Below are 17,594 nucleotides of genomic sequence, written 5' to 3' on the forward strand. Positions count from 1 at the left end.
GTTTTGGGCGCGCGCCGCCGCCGTCTCAGTCCTCCGGCGCCGGCGACGCGTCGACCGCCTCGAGCGCGAACGCGCTCGTTTCAGCCCCGGCCGAGAGCGTCGCATCGACGTCGACGAGCCGCGGGCCGTCCGAGCGAACCCGGAACTCGACGGTCGCGTCGGTGAGCTCGAGTTCGCGCTCGCCGTCGGCGCCGACGACGCCGTCCGGGACCTCGAACGCGACCGGCTCGTCGGGGTCGACTCGTTCGCACGACTCGATACCGACGGTCGCCACGACGCCGGGTGCGAGCACCGCTCGAGCGGTCCGTGGGGCGTCGTCGGGATCGGTCAGCCGCAGGGCGACGCCACCCGATCCGTCGGGTGCGATAGGCTCGAGCGCCCCGGCGACCGCGGGGAGCCCGATGTCGCCCGGGTGGGCTCTCGAGACCACGCCCCCGAGAAGGTCATCGGGATCGAGCAGCGCCCTGGAGCCGATGAACGACCGGGAGGAGACCTCGGCCGCTGCCAGTGCAGTAAGTCGCTTCTCGCCGTTCGGAGTCTCGGCTCGAGCCTCGATCCGTCCGTGTCGTTCGACGACGTCGGCAGCCGGGACGGCGCCCGTCGCGACAAGCGCCGCGGCGACGCCTGCGACGGTGCCGTCGACAGCCGAGGGAACGACGTTGTTCGTCCCTGTAGAGACGGCGACGACCGGAACCGAGCCGACCTCGCTGGCGACGTCGCGGGTCGTCCCGTCCCCGCCGAGGACGACGACGGCGCCGACCTCCTGCTCGCGGAACCGGGCCGCAGCCCGTCGCGTGTCGGTCGCCGTGTTCTCGACCGCGATCTCGAGAACGTCGGCCGCGAGTTCCTCGGGGGCTTCCTCGAGAACGTGGTCGGCGATCCCCGCGCGGTCCGGCATAACGCCGACGGCCGGAGGGTCGGCAACCGCGGTCAGTCCCTCGAGGACGCAGTCGGCGACCCGCCGTTTCGCGTAGTCGTCGACGACGCTGGCGCCGCCGGTGAGTCGCCGGATGTCGCGCCCGGCGGCGGGGTTGACGACCAGTCCGATGCGGGCCACTACGTCACCCGCTCGACTGCCTCGCGGACGTCGTCGCCGTCGGGCAGGACCTCCTGCTCGAGGGGCGTGCTAAACGGCATGTGCGTGTCGGGCGTGCCGACCCGCTGGATCGGCGCGTCGAGGCTGAAGAACGCCTCCTCCTGGACGCGGGCGACGATTTCGGCGTGGGTGCCGTAGGACAGCGGGCTCTCGTCGGCGACGATGAGCCGCCCCGTCTTCCGGACGCTCTCGACGATCGTCTCGGTGTCGAGGGGGTACAGCGATCGGGCGTCGATCACCTCGGCCTCGACGCCGGCCTCGGCCAGGCTTTCGGCGGTCTGGAGCGACTCGCCGACCAGCCGCTGGGTGGCGACGACGGTAACGTCGTCGCCCTCGCGCTCGATCGCGGCCTCGCCCAGCGGAATCGTGAAGTCCTCGTCGGTCGGCACCGCGCCCTCCTGCTCGTAGATCATCTTGTTCTCGAAGACGAAGACGGGGTCGTCCGACCGGATCGCAGCCTTGGTCAGCCCCTTCGCGCTCGCGGCGGTGCCGGGGGCGACGGCCATCAGCCCGGGGAAGTGGGCCATCCAGGTGTGGATGGTCCCCGAGTGCTGGCTGGCGGCACCCATACCGCCGCCCTCGGTGGTGCGAACGGTGACGGGCATTTCGGCTTTTCCGCCAAACATGTAGCGCATCTTCGCCATCTGGTTCATGATCTGCTCCATCGAGACCCCCGCGAAGTCGGAGAACATGAGCTCGACGACCGGACGGGTGCCCGTCGCGGCCGCGCCCGTCGCAGCACCCATAAAGCCGGCCTCGCTGATCGGCGTATCCCGCACGCGCTCGCCGCCGAACTCGTCGTACAGTCCGCTCGTCACCTCGAGAACGCCCCCGAAGAGGCCGACGTCCTCGCCCATGACGTAGACGTCCTCGTCGCGCTCGAGTTCCTCGCGCAGCCCCTGCCGGATCGCTTCCCGCACGGTCATCGTCTCGGTCTCGGTCTCGAGTTCGTGTTCGGCCTGGGCCGTCATCGTCGCTCACCTCCGGGATGGCCACCATCGGTGCTGGTCCGCGCGGCAGTCGCAAAGCGCTCGATCTCGGGGGGCGTCTCGGCGAACATGTCGTCGTAGGCCTCGTGTGGCGCCGGCGGCTCCGCATCCCGGGCGTAGTCGACCGCCGCATCGATCTCGGCCTCGATCTCGCGCTCGAGCTCGTCGAACTCCTCGGCGGTGAGCTCGCCCCGATCGATCAGCCGCTGCTTGAAGGAGTCGATCGGATCCCGCGCCTTCCAGCGCTCGAGTTCGTCCTCGTCGCGGTAGGGCTCCTCGTCGCCCTCGTAGTGGCCCCGGTAGCGGTAGGTCTCGGCCTCGACCAGCGTCGGCCCGTCACCGGCCCTGGCGCGAGCTCGAGCCTCGCCGACGGCCTCCGCGACCGCGGTAATGTCCATCCCGTCGACGGTCAGTCCGGGGATGTCGTGGGCCTGGGCGGTGTCGCTCAGGTTGTCGACGTTGTGCTGTTCCTCGACGGGCGTTCCCTCGCCGTACTGGTTGTTCTCGATCACGAAGATCGCCGGCAGATCCCACGTCGCCGCGAGGTTGATCGCCTCGTGGACCTGGCCCTGGGCAACCGCGCCGTCGCCGAGGAAGCCGACCGCGACCTGGTCGCGGTCCTGGTAGTCGATCGACAGCGCCGCGCCGGTGGCCAGTGGTGGTCCTGCGCCGACGATGCCGTTCGCGCCGAGCATCCCCGCGTCGACGTCGGCGATGTGCATCGACCCGCCCTTGCCGTTACAATAGCCCTCGGCCTTGCCGTACAGCTCGGCCATCATGTACTTCGGATCCAGTCCCTTCGCGATGCAGTGGCCGTGGCCGCGGTGTGTACTCGCGATGTAGTCGTCGTCCTCGAGCGAGGCGCAGGTGCCGACGCCGACCGCCTCCTCGCCGATGTAGAGGTGGACGAAGCCGGGGATCTCGCCGTCCGCGAAGCGGTCCCCAGCCTCGCTGTCGAACGCTCGGATCGTCAGCATCCGGCGCAACGCCTCCCGTCGTCCCTCTTCGGTCTCTATGTCAAGTCCTCCCATGACGTGTGAGGGTAACACAACATCCACAATAAGTGCTAGCACCTACCACGAGAAGGTACAACGGGGATGTTCGGATCGGAGACACTGCTGGAAAGCGGTCTGCAAAGATCGGTGGAAGCGAGTGCTGCTCCCGGCAGCGGTCGACCGCCGACCGGCGAGGAGTTCTCGAGCTACTCGTTGCGCGGACTGCTCGGGTGGTACTCCGTGTCGTACTCGCCGGGCTGGTCGTCGACCCGGTCGGGGTTCAGGCGACCGGAGAGCAGCATGAAGTCCACGAGCGTCAGCGCGAGCATCGCCTCGACGACGGGGACGCCGCGGGGCGGCAAAACGGGGTCGTGGCGGCCGATGACCTGCTCCTCCTTGAGTTCGCCCGTTTCCCAGTCGGCCGTCTGCTGGCTCTTGGGGATCGAGGTCGGGGCGTGAAGCGTCACTTCGCCGTAGATCGGCTCGCCACTCGAGATGCCGCCCTGGATCCCGCCGTGGTCGTTCTCGACGGGGGTCGGGTTCCCCTCGGAATCGAACTCCCAGTCGTCGTTGCGGTCCTTGCCCGTCCACTCGGCGGCCTCGGTGCCGAGTCCGAACTCGAAGGCCGTCGTCGCCGGCACCGCCATCATCGCCTGCCCGAGTCGAGCCGAGAGGGAGTCAAAGCGGGGCGCGCCGAGGCCGACCGGAACCCCCTGCGCTTCGAAGTAGATCGAGCCGCCGATCGAGTCGCCCTCGTCCTGGTACTCCTCGATCAGCTCCTGCATCTCCTGGGCGGTCTCGGGGTGGGCACAGCGGACGTCGTTCTCCTCGCTGTGTGCTTTGATCTCCTCGAAGCTCACCTCGGGCGCCTCGACGTCGCCGATCTGGTTCACGTGGGCCTTGAGTTCGATCCCCTCGCGGGCGAGCAGTTTCTTCGCGATGGCGCCCGCGGCGACCCAGTTGACCGTCTCGCGGGCCGAGGAGCGCCCGCCGCCGCCCCAGTTGCGCGTGCCGAACTTCGCGGAGTACGTGAAGTCGCCGTGGGAGGGCCGCGGCGCGGTGATGAAGGGTTCGTACTTCCCCGAGCGGGCGTCCTTGTTCTGGATCACCATGCCGATCGGCGTCCCCGTGGTGTAGCCGTCCTGGATCCCCGACTTGATCGAGACGTCGTCGGGCTCGCCGCGGCTGGTCGTGATCATCGACTGGCCCGGTTTGCGTCGATCGAGGTCGGCCTGGATGTCCTCCTCGGAGAGCTCGAGGCCAGCGGGACAGCCCGAGACGGTACAGCCCATCGCCTCCCCGTGGCTCTCGCCGAACGTGGTCACCTGGAAGAGGCGACCGAAACGGTTGCCGTTCATTGCCAGCCTCTCGGTGGCGCGCGTACTTATGGGTGCATGATTAGCAGATCAGGGCCGGTGGCCGAAGGCCCCGTACCGAGCGAAGTCGGTTCGCTGGCGCGCGAGTGTGGCAAGTACCCCCATTGTCTGACAAGGGAAACCGACACTGTCAACGCCGACGGACTGGGCGGCAAACGTACCAGAGAGAATATATGAATCGAGAGTGAATTTAGAGTATGAGTCGGCTACCTTCGGGACCCGTCGGAGAGGGAGGGCTCTCGAGGGGAACCGACGAGTGCGCCGCGATTGAGGCTCGGCTGAACGAACGAACAACGGACACGGATCGGGAGACCGAACACGTCTACTGGCACGTGCTTCTGGCTCTCAGACGGTGGATCGACGGGAGCGAGAAGAAGTCGGAGCGGATCGCCGAGCGATCCCTTCGGCGCTCGATCAGACGCGACCTCCGTGCTGCGGGACACCCGAACGCGGCCGACTCGGTCTTGCGGCCGAAACGGACCGGGTACTGCGATATCGTCGTCAACGGACGAATCGGCGTGAAGATCGTTCACAACCTGACCAGACGGTCCAGGGAGTGGATGCACAAACAGCTTCGGTCGCTGCTTCAGGAGTACGACTACCTGGTCCTGTACGGCCACCAAATCTCGGCCGAAACCATCGACGTCTGGCGGCAACTGAAGCGATCGCTCCTCCGGAGTTCCAGAGACGGGCAATTTCACGCGCTCCGAACGCTCCGACGACGCCAGGGTCGCTCACCACGGTCCGTCGAGACGGGAGGGATAGGACGCGAGCTGTTCGCGGTCTGGCTCCTCGCGGCGGTCGGGATCACCGCGGTCGCGGGGCTGATCGTGGTCGAGGACGTGATGGTGCAGTCGGTTCTCTCGCTGATCGCTCTCGCTTCGGTCGTCGTGTCGGTGTGTTGCCTGTTGCTCGTCGCGCTTCGGTGAGCAGTCGCGAACGATCTGAAGGCGACGCCTACTGCGGACGAAAACCGCCGGGTCGGCTCGAGCGCGGCGACGAAGACCGATTCGCTCGGGACGGTGCGACGATAGGCACAGCGTACGCCGACGAACGGCCTCGCGACCGGTCTTCGACCCACGGATAGGTAGCCTATACTCAACTCGACGAACGGGATACGCTTTCGCATGCACAGACGAACGGTGCTACTTGGATCAGGCATTACAGTCTCGGCGCTCCTCGCCGGATGCGCGTCCGAAGACGGGGACGAAGGCGACGACGACGTCGAAGACGAGACGGACGATGCCGAAGTCGGGACCGACGACGAGACGAACGGCGAAAACGGCGGGAACGGGGACGAAGACGAAGACACTGACGACGAGAGCGAGGACGATACGGAGGAGACCGACGACGAGGGTGATGACGATCTCGAGGAGCGCATCGAGGAAGGATCCCCAATCGAGGGGCTCGTGATCGAAGAACACGAACTCGTCGAGGACGACCTCTCGGGCTCGGTCGAAGGGCTCGTCGTCAACGAGTCGGGCGAGGACGTCCGGTCCGTGCAAGTGGGTATCGTCTTCCACGACGCCGACGGCGAGCGGATCGACGAGGCCACGACGAGCACGTCCGAGCTGGCCGACGAGGAGGAGTGGTCGTTCAGCGTGATGACGCTCGAGGAGGAGGTCGCGAGCTACGCGATCGGGGTTATCGGGGCCGAACCGGTCGAGCGGTCGCCGCTGTAGCCTTCCGTTCGGTTTCTCTCACTCGACGAGATAGTAGCGATCGTACGCGGCGAGCAGTCCGACGAAGACGGCGACGAACGAAGCGACCGCGACCGCGTAGGCGGCGACTCCCTCGAGGCCCGTGAGACCGACGACCGTCAGCGTCGCGATTCCGGTGAGGAGGAACGCGCCGACGAGATAGAGGAAGTTTCCGAGGGCCGGCGGGACGTCGGTCGTGCCGGGAAGGCTCATGCTCGGGGTACGGGACAGTGAACGTATATGTCTTCTCCCCGGACTACTCCGCTTGCAGTGAGTCCAGACGCGCCGCGGCCAGCGGAACCAGCATCTCCCCATCGGTGAGCCCGCCGTGCATCCCGATCGAATCCATCTCCGACCACCACAGTCCGCGGTTCCGGTGGACGGCGAGCAGATCGCCGCAGCGCCGGTCGAACAGCGCGGACGGCTCGCCGGGGCCGAACAGCCCGCGCTCGAGGGCCGCCTCGCGGGTGAACGTGCGTCCGTCCAGAGCCGAGTCGACGATCCGGCGAGCCTTCTCGAGGCGCTCCGGTCGCACGTGGAAGTGGACGTTGCGCGGGCTGCCGGTCGGCAATCGCGGCTCGCCCGTCCCGTCGCGGCGGAACGTCTCCCGCAGCGCCGGCCACGCCTCCCAGTCACTCATCAGGACGTTCTCGTCGGGCGCGGTGTCGACGATCCCGTGGTCGGCCGTCACCACCAGCAGCGTTCGCTCCGCAAGATCGGGGTCGAGCGACTCGACCAGTTCGTACTGCAAGCGTTCGAGGATCGCCTCGAGGTGCTGTCGGTAGCGCTCGGTGCCGGTCCCCTCGGCGTGGGAGACGGCGTCGATCGTCGGCTCGTAGGCGTAGACGTACGCCGGCGTCGAGGACTCCTCGAGGGCGCGGCGGATCGACAGCGCGAGGTCGGTCGCGGTGTCGTAGCCGACCCGGGTGGCGCCCGCCGTCGTCGCCTGAGTGTAGCCCGAGTCGACGAACTCGGCGGGCTGGATCACGTACGTATCGATCCCCGCTCGCTCGGCCCGCTCGTAGACGGAGTCGGCGTCGAACAGCTCCGACGCGGCCGAGGACGGCGAGACGTCCGCCAGTGGGTCGCCCTCGAGGGTCCGGAACGGCAGGGTCTCGACGATCTCGCCGGCGGACTCGAGGTACTGGAACCAGCCGAGCAGCCCGTGTTCGACGGACGAGGATCCGGTGTTGATCGTCGTCAGCGCGGCGGCCGTCTCGGAGGGGTAGATCGTCGTCAGCGGCGCCACGGTGCCGGCCGTCGAGAAGCGATCGAGCAACGGGTGGACCCCGCGGTGGCGCTTCCAGTGCTCGTAGCCGAACCCGTCCAGCAGGAAGAGAACGACGTTGTCGACGTCGGTGTCGACGCCCTCGAGCGCGTCGCCGGGCAGCCGTCGCTCGAACCCGTCGGCGAGCAGCGACAGCGCCGTCTCCGGCACGTTCGCGACGCAGTAGCCGTCGTAGTCGGGAAACAGGTACTCGCCCTCGCTCAGACGCTGCCGAAGCCGCGACTCGAGGGACGTTCGCATGCCTCTTCCGATGATCGCAGCCGGGATAGTACCACCGACGCGGGCGGTTCGGAAAGCATGGTACTGAATGCCAAGGACTATACTCGTGCCACCCGATGACTTCCCCTATGCGCGCACCCGAGCGGCCGACGTTCGAGACCGAGGCGAGCAGGTCGATCTACCAGTACGTCGAGCGCCACGGGACGGCGGCTCGACATCGGATCCGGGAGATGACGTCGCTGTCGCCCGAACGGTTCCGAACGGAGCTCGAGGGACTGGAGACGAAGGGCTACCTCGAGGAGGACGGCGGCACGGTCCGGCTCGCGCTCGACGTCGGCTCGGTCGAGGAGTACGAGACCGACGACGGGACCTATCTCATTCGCCCCGGGCGGAACCGGGACTTCGACGGGCTCGTCGACGCGATCCGCGAGGTGACCTCGAGGGAGTCCTACGTCGTCGCCGAGAGCGTCGCCGAACAGCTGCTGTACGAGGACGCCGTGACCCGCCACAACACGGTCGAGTCGCGAGTGTTCTTCGTCGCCACGATCGACGACGAGATCGCGGGCTGGGTCCACCTCGACCTCCCGCAGGTCGAGAAGCTCCGCGAGACGGCCCAGCTCACCGTCGGCGTCCGACCCGACCACCGCAGACGCGGCGTCGGCGACGCCTTACTCACCCGCGGGGTCGACTGGGCCGAAGCCAACGGCTACCGGAAGGTGTACAACAGCGTTCCGGCGACCAACGACGAAGCCCTGGCGTTCCTCGAGGACCACGGCTGGAACACCGAGGGGATCCGCCGGAACCACTACACGATCGACGACGAGTTCGTCGACGAGGTGTTGATGGCCTACACGTTCTGAGGGCGTTCGGCTCGCCCGCGTTTCGGACTCGAGTGTCGCTCCCGTCAGTCGTCGCACTCGAGTTCGGACGCCGCTCAGTCGTCGCGCTTGAGGGTCGCGCCCAGCTCCTCGAGCGTCTCGAAGAAGTTCGGGAACGAGACGTCGACGTGTTCGGCGCCCGCGATCGTCGTCTCGCCGTCGGCGACCAGCCCCGCCAGCGCCAGCGCCATCACGATGCGGTGATCGCCCCGCCCGTCGACCGCGGCGCCCTCGAGGGTCGACTCGCCGCCGTGGACCGTCAGCGATTCCTGCTTTTCGGTCGTCTCGACGCCCAGCTTCCCCAGCTCCTCGGCCATCGCGCTCACCCGATCGGTCTCCTTGTAGCGGACGTGTTCGGCGTTCGTGATTCGCGTGTCGCCGTCTGCGACCGCGCCCAGGGTCGCGATCGTCGGCAGCAGGTCCGGCGTGTCCTCGACGGAGACCTCGACCCCCTCGAGGTCGGCCGCGGAGACGTCGATCGTCCCACCCTCGCGATTCCAGTCGACGTCGGCACCCATCTCCTCGACGATTTCGACAATAGCTTTGTCGCCCTGGGCGCTGGGCTGGGCGCCCTCGATCCGGACGACCTCGTCCTCCTCGCCAGCGATCGCGCCCGCCGCGAGCAGGTACGAGATCGAGGAGAAGTCGCCGGGGACGCGGTACTCGCCGTCCGCGGGATCGTAGCGCTGGCCGCCGTCGACGGTGAACCCGGTCTCGGTCTTCTCGGCCTCGACGCCGAAGTCGGCGAGCACCTCGAGGGTGATGTCGACGTACGGCGCCGACTTGAGCTCCGTCTCGAGGTCGATTTCGAGCCCCTCCTCGGTTACCGCGCCGGCCATCAGCAGGGCGGTGATGTACTGCGAGGAGACGTCGCCGGGGATCGAGACCTCGGTACCCGAGATCGGTCCCGTAACGACCAGCGGGGCCTGACCGTTCCCGCGGGTGCTGAAGGCTTCGCCCCCGAGGTCGGCGATAGCCTCGAGCAACGGCCCCTGGGGACGGCTCCGGAGCGACCCATCGCCCGTGAGGACGCTCGTGCCGTCGGCCAGCGCCGCCGCCGCGGTCACCAGCCGCATCGTCGTCCCGCTGTTCTCGCAGTTGATGACGTCGTCGGGGACGCCCGGCTGGCCGTCGAAGCCCTCGACCTCGAGTGCGTCGTCGTTGCGGTCGACGCTCCCGCCGAACAGCGAGACGGCGTGCGCTGTAGCTTTCGTGTCGGCGCTCCAGAGTGCGTCCCGGACCGTCGTCCGCGAGGCGTAGCCGGCCGCGAGGATCGCGCGGTGAGTGTAGCTCTTCGAGGGCGGCGCTCGAGCCCGTCCCGCGACGCGGGAGGGAGTGATGGTGACGTCCATACCGACTCCTGGGAAGGGGCGCCCTATCACGGTACCGATGCTGGTGATATTGCAGTCGGTGCGCTTCCCAATCGATCGAGAGCTCGGGACGGCAGCCGGCGCGCTCAGCGCTCGGGACGCACCGCGTCCTCGATAGCGGTGTCGCCGCCGAAGAGCCTGATCGTCTCGCCGATCGTCTCGTCGGTCTCGAGCGCGGCGACGACCGCGTGGGCGACGTCGGCACGCGGGATGTCGTCGCCGCCCTCGCCGTCGTACTCGAAGCTCGCCGAGACGCGGCCCGTCCCCTCGTTGTCGGTCAGCGCCGTCGGTCGGAGGACCGTCGCGTCGAGCGCGGACGCCTCGAGGAAATCGTCGGCACAGCGCTTGGCGACCCAGTACGGACGCATCGCTTCGGGGTCGCCCAGCGGCTCGCTGGCCCGGTAGGCGCTAATCATCACGAACCGGTCGATCCCGTGCTCGACGCACGCGTCGATACTCCGTCGCGCGCCCCAGAGGTCGATCAACAGCGTCTTCCCCCAGTCGGTGTCCCCGCCTGAACCCGCCGTGAAGACGACGGCGTCGGCGCCCTCGAGGGCCGACTCGAACTCGCCCTCGAGGTCGCCCAGGCGGGGTTCGCCGCCGCGCTCGCGGATCTCGTCGAACTGGGACTCGTCTCGCACGACGCCGATCGGGTCGTGGCCGGCGTCGGCGAGTCGAGACAGTAGCTCGCGACCGATTCCGCCGTTCGCGCCGATAACTGCGACGTGCATCGTGTACCGTCCCACTGGAGCGCCGTCAATAGGTGCTGCGGTCGGCGAACCCCGAACGAGGAGCCGTCCGGACGGACGCTCCTTCGAGGGAGGGCGGGGCTGCCGTCGAGACGCTCCGTGGGCGCGGTGTGCTTACTCGTTCGTCGGCCCGGCCACGACGTCGCCCTCGAGGGCGCCCTCGCCGGTCTTCCCCGCGGCCTTCTCGACGACGCAGTCCTCAAGGACGAGCACGTCCAGGCCCATCCCGTAGAAGTCCTTGAGCGCCTCGGTGGGCGTGTTGACGATCGGCTCGGCGTGGTCGTTGAAGGAGGTGTTGAGGACGACCGGAACGCCCGTGATGGACTCGAACTCGGAGATCAGCCGGTGGTAGCGCGGGTGTTGGTCCTCGCGGACGGTCTGGGGCCGCGTCGAGTCGTCGGCGGGGTGAAGCACCGCCTCGAGCTCGTCGACCTTCTCGGGGCGGACGTCGAAGGTGTCGATCATGAACGGGGCGGGCTGGCCGTCGATCAGGTACTCGGGGGCGGCGGACTCGAGCATCGAGGGGGCGAACGGGCGCCACTCCTCGCGGTGTTTGACGTACCTGTTGACCCGATCCCGGGATTCGGCGGTACGAGGGTCGGCGAGGATGCTCCGGGCGCCGAGCGCTCGGGGCCCCATCTCCATCCGTCCCTGGAACCAGCCGACGAGGGCGCCGTCGGCCAGCCGTTCGGCGACGTAGGCCTCGAGATCGTCGGGTTTCCCGTACCGGATCTTGTTCGTCTCGAGCAGCGACTCGATCTCGTCGGTCCCGTACTCGGGGCCGAGGTAGGCCGTCGTCTGGGTTTCGACGTCGGCGGGTCGCCGCTCGAGCCAGCCGGCGCCGAGGGCGAGCCCCGCGTCGTGGGCGACGGGCTGGATGAACGTGTCGTCGACCGCCTCGAGCTCTCGCACAGTCTTGTTGAGCTTGCAGTTCAGCGCGACGCCGCCCGCGAGCGCGACGTCGTTCGACCGGGAGGCGCCGAGGTAGGCGTCGACGATCTCACAGACCGTCTCCTCGAGCAGCTCCTGGGCGGTGCGGGCGAGGTCCTTCTCCCACTGGTCGAACTGGCCGGGCTCGTCGTTTCGCGACCGGCCGAACGCCGCCTCGAGCTGGCGGACGCCGTAGCCGGTCCCCCAGCGCCTGGTCAGCGCCGTGACGTCGTAGTCGACGCCGGTGTCGATCAGGCTCCGCAGTGTGCGTTCGATTTCGGGTCGTCGCTCGCCGTAGGGCGCGAGCCCCATGACTTTCCCCTCGCCGTTGAACATCCGATAGCCGAGGAACTCGGTGACGATGGCGAAAAAGAGCCCGAGGCTGTTGGGGTGTTCGTAGGTCCGGACTCGCGCCAGGCCGTCGGGGGTGCCCCGCCAGATTACCGTCGAGTCGTACTCGCCTTTCGCGTCGATCGTCAGGATCAACGCGTCGTCGAACCCGGAGGGGTGGAACGCGCTCGCGGCGTGACAGCGGTGATGGGAGAGACACTCGACGGGGGGAATCGGCGTCCCGATCGACTCGAGTTTGCTCTCGACCTGTCGAGTCGGGAAGAACCGACTCCGGATCTCGTCGACGACGGTCTCCTCGAGCGCCGACACCTTTCGGGCGAACCCCTCTGCCGTGATCGCGTCGGTGACGTAGTGGCGTCGAATGCGCGCGCGGAGTTTCGGGTCGTAGGGGAGGAGGACCCGCTCGAGGTCCGCGAGCTCGAGGTCCCGGAAGTCGAGACAGGCGCGGATCGCCCGCTCGGGAAACGTGTCGACGGCGTGTTTGTCCCGCGTTAGTCGCTCCTCTTCGATACCGAAGATCGGCGCCCCGTCCTCGAAGAGAACGGCGCTTGGATCGTGCTGGCCGTACAGTCCGATCGCGGGCTTACAGGCAACGATGTACGATGGCGAACTCATTCGCGGGGACTCGTTCCACCACTCCGTGAGGGGGGTTCAAAGTCTTCCCGAAACTCGTCTCGTTCGAGAGACGTCGACCGCCTGATGATGCTGACGGCCTCGAGGAGCCGGAATCGAACGCCGACGGCGACTCGAGTCCGATGCTGGGTCCGGCGACGGTTTCACCTACCGATCCAGGCGGCGGCAACGCCGGACCAACGGCGGGGCATCCGGCTCTGGCGGGGCGACGCCGGCCCGCAACCCCCGCAATTATGTAGGACGGTTCCGGAAGCACGTGACATGGAACCCGATCTCGACCCGCTGCTCGCCGTCCTCGAGGACGGTTCGCTCGACGGCTACCTCATCGACGACGACGACTCCGACTCCGATCAGCGCTACGTCTCCGGCTTTACGGCGCCCGACGCCTACCAGACGCTCGTCACCGCCGACGGCGACGTCCACCTGCTGGTCTCGGGGCTCGAGTACGGCCGCGCGACGAAGGAGGCCGACGCCGACTCCGTGAGCCGACGATCGGAGTACGACTACCAGGAACTGGTCGCCGAGCACGGTTCCTACGAGGGAACGGTGGGAACGATCGCCGCGTTCCTCGCGGATCACGGCGTCGACTCGGTCGCCGTCCCGCGGAACTTCCCGACGGGGACCGCCGACGGGCTCCGCGAGCGGGGGCTCGAGGTCGCCGTCGAGCGCGAGGGCGTCGTCGAGGGGATCCGTGCGACCAAGACGCCCTGGGAGGCGAACCAGATCAGCGCCACCCAGTCGGCCAACGAGGCCGCGATGGCCGTCGCCGAACGGCTCATCGCGACGGCCGAGGTCGAGGACGGCGCGCTCGTCCGCGACGGCGAGGAGCTGACCAGCGAACGGGTCAAAGAGGAGATCGAGATCGCGCTGTTGCGCCACGGCTGCGCGCTCGACGAGACGATCGTCGCCTGCGGTCCCGACGGCGCCGACCCGCACAACCGCGGTAGCGGGACGCTCGAGGCCGGCGAACTGATCGTGATCGACATCTTTCCGCGGGACAAGGGAACCGGGTACTTCGGGGACATGACCCGTACCTTCGTCCGCGGCGAGCCAAGCGAGGAGGCCCGACGGCGGTACGACGTCACCCGCGAAGCGTTCGACGCTGCTCTCGAGGCGATCGAGCCCGGCGTCACCGGCGCGGCCGTCCACGACGCGACCTGCGACGTCATCGAGGACGCCGGCTACGAGACGCTCCGGAGCGACCCCAGCGCCGGGACCGGGTTCATCCACAGCACCGGCCACGGCGTCGGCCTCGACATCCACGAACAGCCCAGCCTCTCGCCGACCGGGGGCGAACTCGAGCCGGGCCACGTCGTCACCGTCGAGCCCGGTATCTACGACCCCCAGGTCGGCGGGGTCCGCATCGAGGACCTGGTGGTCGTCACCGAGGACGGCTACGAGAATCTGACCGAGTACCCGATCGGACTCGAGCCGCGGGCGAACTGAGTGGCTCGGGGGCTCTTGATCTATTTTTCAGGCCCTTCCACAAAGCATTTATATTGGAGGGCTGAACGAAGAGATAGCCGGGACCGATCCCCCCCAACCGCGTCCGAATCGCTGGTACGCCGTCCCGGCTGATCCACCCCTCTCCCCCCCCCCTTTTGTCCGATCGTTCAGTCCCGACGTCGCCCGGCGATCCGCTCGCCGACCTCGAGGCCGCTTCGCAGCGCCGCGTGGATCCGTCCCTCGCCCGCGGTCCAGTCGCCGACGCAGTACAACCCCTCTGACTCCGCTCGCTCCAGCGAGTCACTCGAGACGCCGTCCTCGGGGATCGCGTAGCGCCAGCCCTGGTGGTCGGCCCATTCGGGTTCGGTAAGGCGGTCGTCCTCGAGCAGGCCGGCGGTCAGCGCGGCGAGTTCGGCGAGGTTTCGCTCCGGGTCACGATCGTAGTTGTCGACGGACCACTCGTGGTTGGCCTGGACGATCAGCAGGGAGTCGCCGTCGGGAACGTGGCCGGACTTGCACTCCTCGCGGCTGATCCAGCCGATCTCGTGGTCCTTGTCGGTGTTGACCAGCGCGTAGTAGGGGACGTCGAGTTCGAACGGGTAGCGAAAGACGCCGGTCCACACGCGACGGTAGGAGACCTCGGCGAGCGCCTCGAGCAGCGACTCCCGCCGGTCCGACTCCCAGACGCTCGACTCGAGCAGTGTCGCCGTCTGTGGCGCCGGCGGATTCAGGAGGACGATATCGTACGGGCCCCATGGATTGCCGGCGGCGTCCTCGAGGGTCCACGTCCCGGCGTCCTCGTCTCGCACCAGTCGCTCGACGCGCGTCTCGCGGTGGATCGTCGCGTCGGTGTAGGCGAACAGCCGCTTGGCGAGCTGGGTCAGTCCCCGTCGGTACGTCCATTTGTGGTCATCCGCGTCGCGGCCGGGTTCGATCGCGCCGTCCCGGTCGAAGGTCCACACCGGGTCCTCGACGTCGACGAGGCCCTCCGTCGGAAGCGTCTCCGTCACCAGTTCGACGACCCGATCGTCGCCGGCTTTCAGGTAGTTCGCGCCGTAGTCGTAGACGACGTCGTCCCGGCGACGGGTCGCGGCCCGTCCGCAGAGCCCGCCCGATTTCTCGAGTACCGTCACCGAAACGTCGTCGGTCGACTCCTCGAGGGCGAACGCCGCCCCGGCGGCGCCGACGCCCGCGCCGACGATCCCGATCCGTTTCATACGCGGCGTTCGAGGGCAACCCGGAAGTACCCTTCCGCAGTCGGCGTCGATTGCCGGCTGTCGCGGCGTCCCTCGAGAACGGTCGTTCGACGGCTCGTCTCGCTGAAGGTTCGACGGCTCGAGGGGACTATCGGGGGTCGACCACGCGGCCGAGAAACAGCGTCGCGCCCGTCTCGCGGTCCCGGATCAGAAACAGGAACGGCCGGTCGACGACCATCCGGAAGTCGACCGCAGGGGCGGAGTCGGCCTCCATCTCGACCCCCGTCGCGGCCGCGGCCTCGGTCCCCTCCTCGTCGACGGCGACGTAGGTCTCGTGGCGGACGTCGTCGACGAACAGGTTCTCGTCGATCTCCTCGAGGGGGACCATCCCGTCGAAGTTCGCCCGGTCGGGGTCGAACGCCCGCTCGATCCCCAGCTCCGCGAGGGCGTCGGTCAGGTCGAATCCGGCGTCGAACTCGAACCGGGGGAGGACGACCTCGCCCTCCCGATCCTCGAGGGCCGCCGTGAGCGTCGCGAGCGCCTCGGCGTCGAGCTCGTCCTCGAATCGTTCGAACTCGTCCTCCGACGGGAGCACGACGAGCATGCCGACCCCCTCGCCGACGTAGGGGAGTTCGACGAGCTGGTGGCCGTCGACCTCGGCGTAGGGGAACGTCTCGGTCTGGCGCATCAGGGGTACCTCGACCGTCTCGCCGTCCAGCAGCGTGAACTCCTCCGTTCGCGTGTCGCTCTCCTCGAACTGGTGGTGCCAGTCGGCCAGCAGGTAGACGGCGTTCGCCAGCACGAGCCGCGTCTGACCGTCGAACGAGCCGTCCGGAAACAGCTCGTCGATGCGCTCGTTCGTCCGCTCGGCGACCCATCCGTTGATCTCCTCGCGGGCCCCCTCCGGATCCGCGCCGAACTCGGCCGTTCGCAGCTCGGCCCCGTAGTGGTCCTCGAGAGTCTCCAGGTACGACTCGCGGTAGGGGTAGCCCTCGAGTCCCCAAACCCCGTTCGCGACCGCGAGTTCGAACTCGCCGTCGGTCGCGGCGTCCGCACGCTCGTTCAGTTCGTACTGGAGCTGCTGATGGGCGGATCGGAGCGCCTCGCGGTCGTCCGGAAACCGGAGCGCCTCGGCGAGCTCCTCGGCCGTCTCCCCGCGAGCCCCGGCGTCGGCCATCCCGAGCGCGAAGCCGACGCTGGCGGGCGAGACGAGCAGGTTCTCGTCGGGGTCGGCGTCGGCGAGCCGATTCAGCAGCGCGAGCCCGAACTCGACGTTCCCCTCGACCGCCCGCTCGAGGGCGTCGCCGTCGTGATCGGTCGCCGCGCCGACGCCGGGAACGGGCTCGACGCTCGAGCTCGAGGCGTCGTCGCGGCCGAACCGCCACCAGAGGGCGCCGCTCGCGAGGGCCGCCCCCGACGCGGTCGCGAGCCGTCGTCGCGATAGTTTCATGCTTCTAACTCGTTGGCGGCGTCGAAAAACCCCGGGGCAGGGTGAAAGGGGCATTTGAGCTAGGGGTAGCGTAGGCGGATCGGGAGCGCTCTCGAGACCGCGTCGCTACCCGTTGTCGGGAGCGTTCCGCGGGCGAGGAGCCGTCGCTCGACGCTCCGCGAACCGGCCGCCGACGTAGCCTCCGAGTGCACCGAGCGCGCCCGCGAGGGTTGCGACGAGCATCGCGGTCAGGAACAGCGTCGCTCCGACGACGATCGCCTCACCGACCTGTCCGATCGTCAGCAGCCCTGCGATCAGTCCGCCGAGGACGAACACGAGAACTGCGAGGACCGGGGCCGCCGGGAGGAACCCGGCGAGCGCCCCGACGCTGACCGTTCGCTCGGACTCGCCGCGCTCGAGGTAGCCCGCCAGCGCGCCGCCCAGCGCCGGCGAGAACGGAACGAACGACAGCACGACGGTGACGACGGCGCCGAGGACGGCGTAGGTTCCATACGCACTCGCGGGCTCGTCCGCCTCGCTTCGGCGGTGGGCGCGCCGTCTCGCGACGAGGTAGCCGACGGCGACCAGCACCGTCCCGGCGCCGACCACCAGCAGTCCCGTCCCCGTCCACGAGACGACGGCGTCGGCCACCTCGAGCGCCTCGGCGTCGGTCAGCTCCGTCGTTCCGACGGTTACCGTCACCGTGCCATCCTCGATCCCCGCCGCCAGCTCGTCCCGGTCGACGAGGAAGACGAGCGCGCTGCCGGCGACGATCGAGAGCAGGCCGACCAGCGCGACGACGGTCGCGAGGATCCAGTCGACGACCGCCGGCAACGGCTCGTCAGCGGTCGGATGCCGCTCCCCGTCTACCCGCTCGGTTGGTGTCGATCCCATGACATTCGTTCGTACGCGACGCGGTTCCTTATAGCTCGTTGGGACCGAAGTGGAA

16 protein-coding genes are annotated in these 17,594 nt (G+C 68.5%); 4 read left to right on the plus strand and 12 right to left on the minus strand.

What is annotated here, in order from left to right:
* Positions 1–25: 25 nt before the first annotated feature.
* The 4 genes from ACFEMD_RS13765 to aroC all read right to left on the minus strand — a co-directional run bounded on the left by ACFEMD_RS13765 (position 26) and on the right by aroC (position 4,438).
* On the minus strand, positions 26–1,057 hold the full coding sequence (locus ACFEMD_RS13765; protein ID WP_394741575.1) for an NAD(+)/NADH kinase: 1,032 nt from the start codon (positions 1,055–1,057) through the stop codon (positions 26–28).
* Positions 1,057–2,067, minus strand: coding sequence for an alpha-ketoacid dehydrogenase subunit beta (locus ACFEMD_RS13770; protein ID WP_394741577.1), 1,011 nt, complete (start codon positions 2,065–2,067; stop codon positions 1,057–1,059). The genes ACFEMD_RS13765 and ACFEMD_RS13770 overlap by 1 nt, the downstream gene beginning before the upstream one ends.
* Positions 2,064–3,116 (minus strand): thiamine pyrophosphate-dependent dehydrogenase E1 component subunit alpha, encoded by a 1,053-nt coding sequence (locus ACFEMD_RS13775; RefSeq protein WP_394741578.1) that lies wholly within the window; start codon positions 3,114–3,116, stop codon positions 2,064–2,066. The genes ACFEMD_RS13770 and ACFEMD_RS13775 overlap by 4 nt, the downstream gene beginning before the upstream one ends.
* Positions 3,117–3,286: 170 nt before the next feature.
* On the minus strand, positions 3,287–4,438 hold the full coding sequence (gene aroC / locus ACFEMD_RS13780; protein ID WP_394741579.1) for a chorismate synthase: 1,152 nt from the start codon (positions 4,436–4,438) through the stop codon (positions 3,287–3,289).
* Positions 4,439–4,653: 215 nt separating this feature from the next.
* On the opposite strand from aroC, the gene ACFEMD_RS13785 reads away from it, so the two are divergent.
* Together ACFEMD_RS13785 and ACFEMD_RS13790 are read left to right on the plus strand one after the other, a co-directional pair.
* Positions 4,654–5,385: a hypothetical protein gene (locus tag ACFEMD_RS13785; protein ID WP_394741581.1), complete on the plus strand. Its 732-nt coding sequence runs from the start codon at positions 4,654–4,656 to the stop codon at positions 5,383–5,385.
* A 198-nt stretch (positions 5,386–5,583) separates the two neighbouring features.
* The gene (locus tag ACFEMD_RS13790; protein ID WP_394741582.1) at positions 5,584–6,138 is read left to right on the plus strand and encodes an FxLYD domain-containing protein; all 555 of its coding nucleotides are present in this window, start codon (positions 5,584–5,586) and stop codon (positions 6,136–6,138) included.
* 18 nt (positions 6,139–6,156) lie between these two features.
* Here ACFEMD_RS13790 and ACFEMD_RS13795 read toward each other — a convergent pair whose 3' ends face one another.
* Positions 6,157–6,369: a hypothetical protein gene (locus ACFEMD_RS13795; RefSeq protein ID WP_394741583.1), complete on the minus strand. Its 213-nt coding sequence runs from the start codon at positions 6,367–6,369 to the stop codon at positions 6,157–6,159.
* A 43-nt stretch (positions 6,370–6,412) separates the two neighbouring features.
* The gene (locus ACFEMD_RS13800; protein WP_394741584.1) at positions 6,413–7,684 is read right to left on the minus strand and encodes an alkaline phosphatase family protein; all 1,272 of its coding nucleotides are present in this window, start codon (positions 7,682–7,684) and stop codon (positions 6,413–6,415) included.
* Between the two features lie 107 nt (positions 7,685–7,791).
* Here ACFEMD_RS13800 and ACFEMD_RS13805 point away from each other — a divergent pair, with 107 nt between their 5' ends.
* Positions 7,792–8,523 carry a GNAT family N-acetyltransferase gene (locus ACFEMD_RS13805; RefSeq protein WP_394741586.1) on the plus strand — a complete coding sequence of 244 codons (732 nt, stop codon included), beginning with the start codon at positions 7,792–7,794 and terminating at the stop codon, positions 8,521–8,523.
* Between the two features lie 74 nt (positions 8,524–8,597).
* Here ACFEMD_RS13805 and aroA read toward each other — a convergent pair whose 3' ends face one another.
* The 3 genes from aroA to ACFEMD_RS13820 all read right to left on the minus strand — a co-directional run bounded on the left by aroA (position 8,598) and on the right by ACFEMD_RS13820 (position 12,556).
* Complete coding sequence (aroA, locus tag ACFEMD_RS13810) at positions 8,598–9,893, minus strand: 3-phosphoshikimate 1-carboxyvinyltransferase (protein WP_394741588.1); 1,296 nt, start codon at positions 9,891–9,893, stop codon at positions 8,598–8,600.
* A gap of 104 nt (positions 9,894–9,997) precedes the next feature.
* Positions 9,998–10,642: an SDR family oxidoreductase gene (locus tag ACFEMD_RS13815; RefSeq protein WP_394741590.1), complete on the minus strand. Its 645-nt coding sequence runs from the start codon at positions 10,640–10,642 to the stop codon at positions 9,998–10,000.
* Positions 10,643–10,774: 132 nt separating this feature from the next.
* A complete protein-coding gene (locus ACFEMD_RS13820; protein WP_394741591.1) occupies positions 10,775–12,556 on the minus strand; it encodes a carbamoyltransferase family protein in 1,782 nt (593 codons plus the stop codon).
* Between the two features lie 279 nt (positions 12,557–12,835).
* Between ACFEMD_RS13820 and ACFEMD_RS13825 the strand changes: the two genes are divergently transcribed.
* Positions 12,836–14,020 carry a M24 family metallopeptidase gene (locus tag ACFEMD_RS13825; RefSeq protein ID WP_394741592.1) on the plus strand — a complete coding sequence of 395 codons (1,185 nt, stop codon included), beginning with the start codon at positions 12,836–12,838 and terminating at the stop codon, positions 14,018–14,020.
* Between the two features lie 167 nt (positions 14,021–14,187).
* On the opposite strand, the gene ACFEMD_RS13830 is transcribed toward ACFEMD_RS13825, so the two are convergent.
* The 3 genes from ACFEMD_RS13830 to ACFEMD_RS13840 all read right to left on the minus strand — a co-directional run bounded on the left by ACFEMD_RS13830 (position 14,188) and on the right by ACFEMD_RS13840 (position 17,539).
* Positions 14,188–15,237 carry an NAD(P)/FAD-dependent oxidoreductase gene (locus ACFEMD_RS13830; RefSeq protein WP_394741593.1) on the minus strand — a complete coding sequence of 350 codons (1,050 nt, stop codon included), beginning with the start codon at positions 15,235–15,237 and terminating at the stop codon, positions 14,188–14,190.
* Between the two features lie 127 nt (positions 15,238–15,364).
* On the minus strand, positions 15,365–16,666 hold the full coding sequence (locus tag ACFEMD_RS13835) for a serpin family protein (RefSeq protein ID WP_394741594.1): 1,302 nt from the start codon (positions 16,664–16,666) through the stop codon (positions 15,365–15,367).
* Positions 16,667–16,771: 105 nt separating this feature from the next.
* Positions 16,772–17,539: a DUF5518 domain-containing protein gene (locus ACFEMD_RS13840; protein WP_394741595.1), complete on the minus strand. Its 768-nt coding sequence runs from the start codon at positions 17,537–17,539 to the stop codon at positions 16,772–16,774.
* Between the last annotated feature and the right edge of the window lie 55 nt (positions 17,540–17,594).

Source organism: Natronococcus roseus (assembly GCF_043677095.1).
Classification (GTDB): domain Archaea; phylum Halobacteriota; class Halobacteria; order Halobacteriales; family Natrialbaceae; genus Natronococcus; species Natronococcus roseus.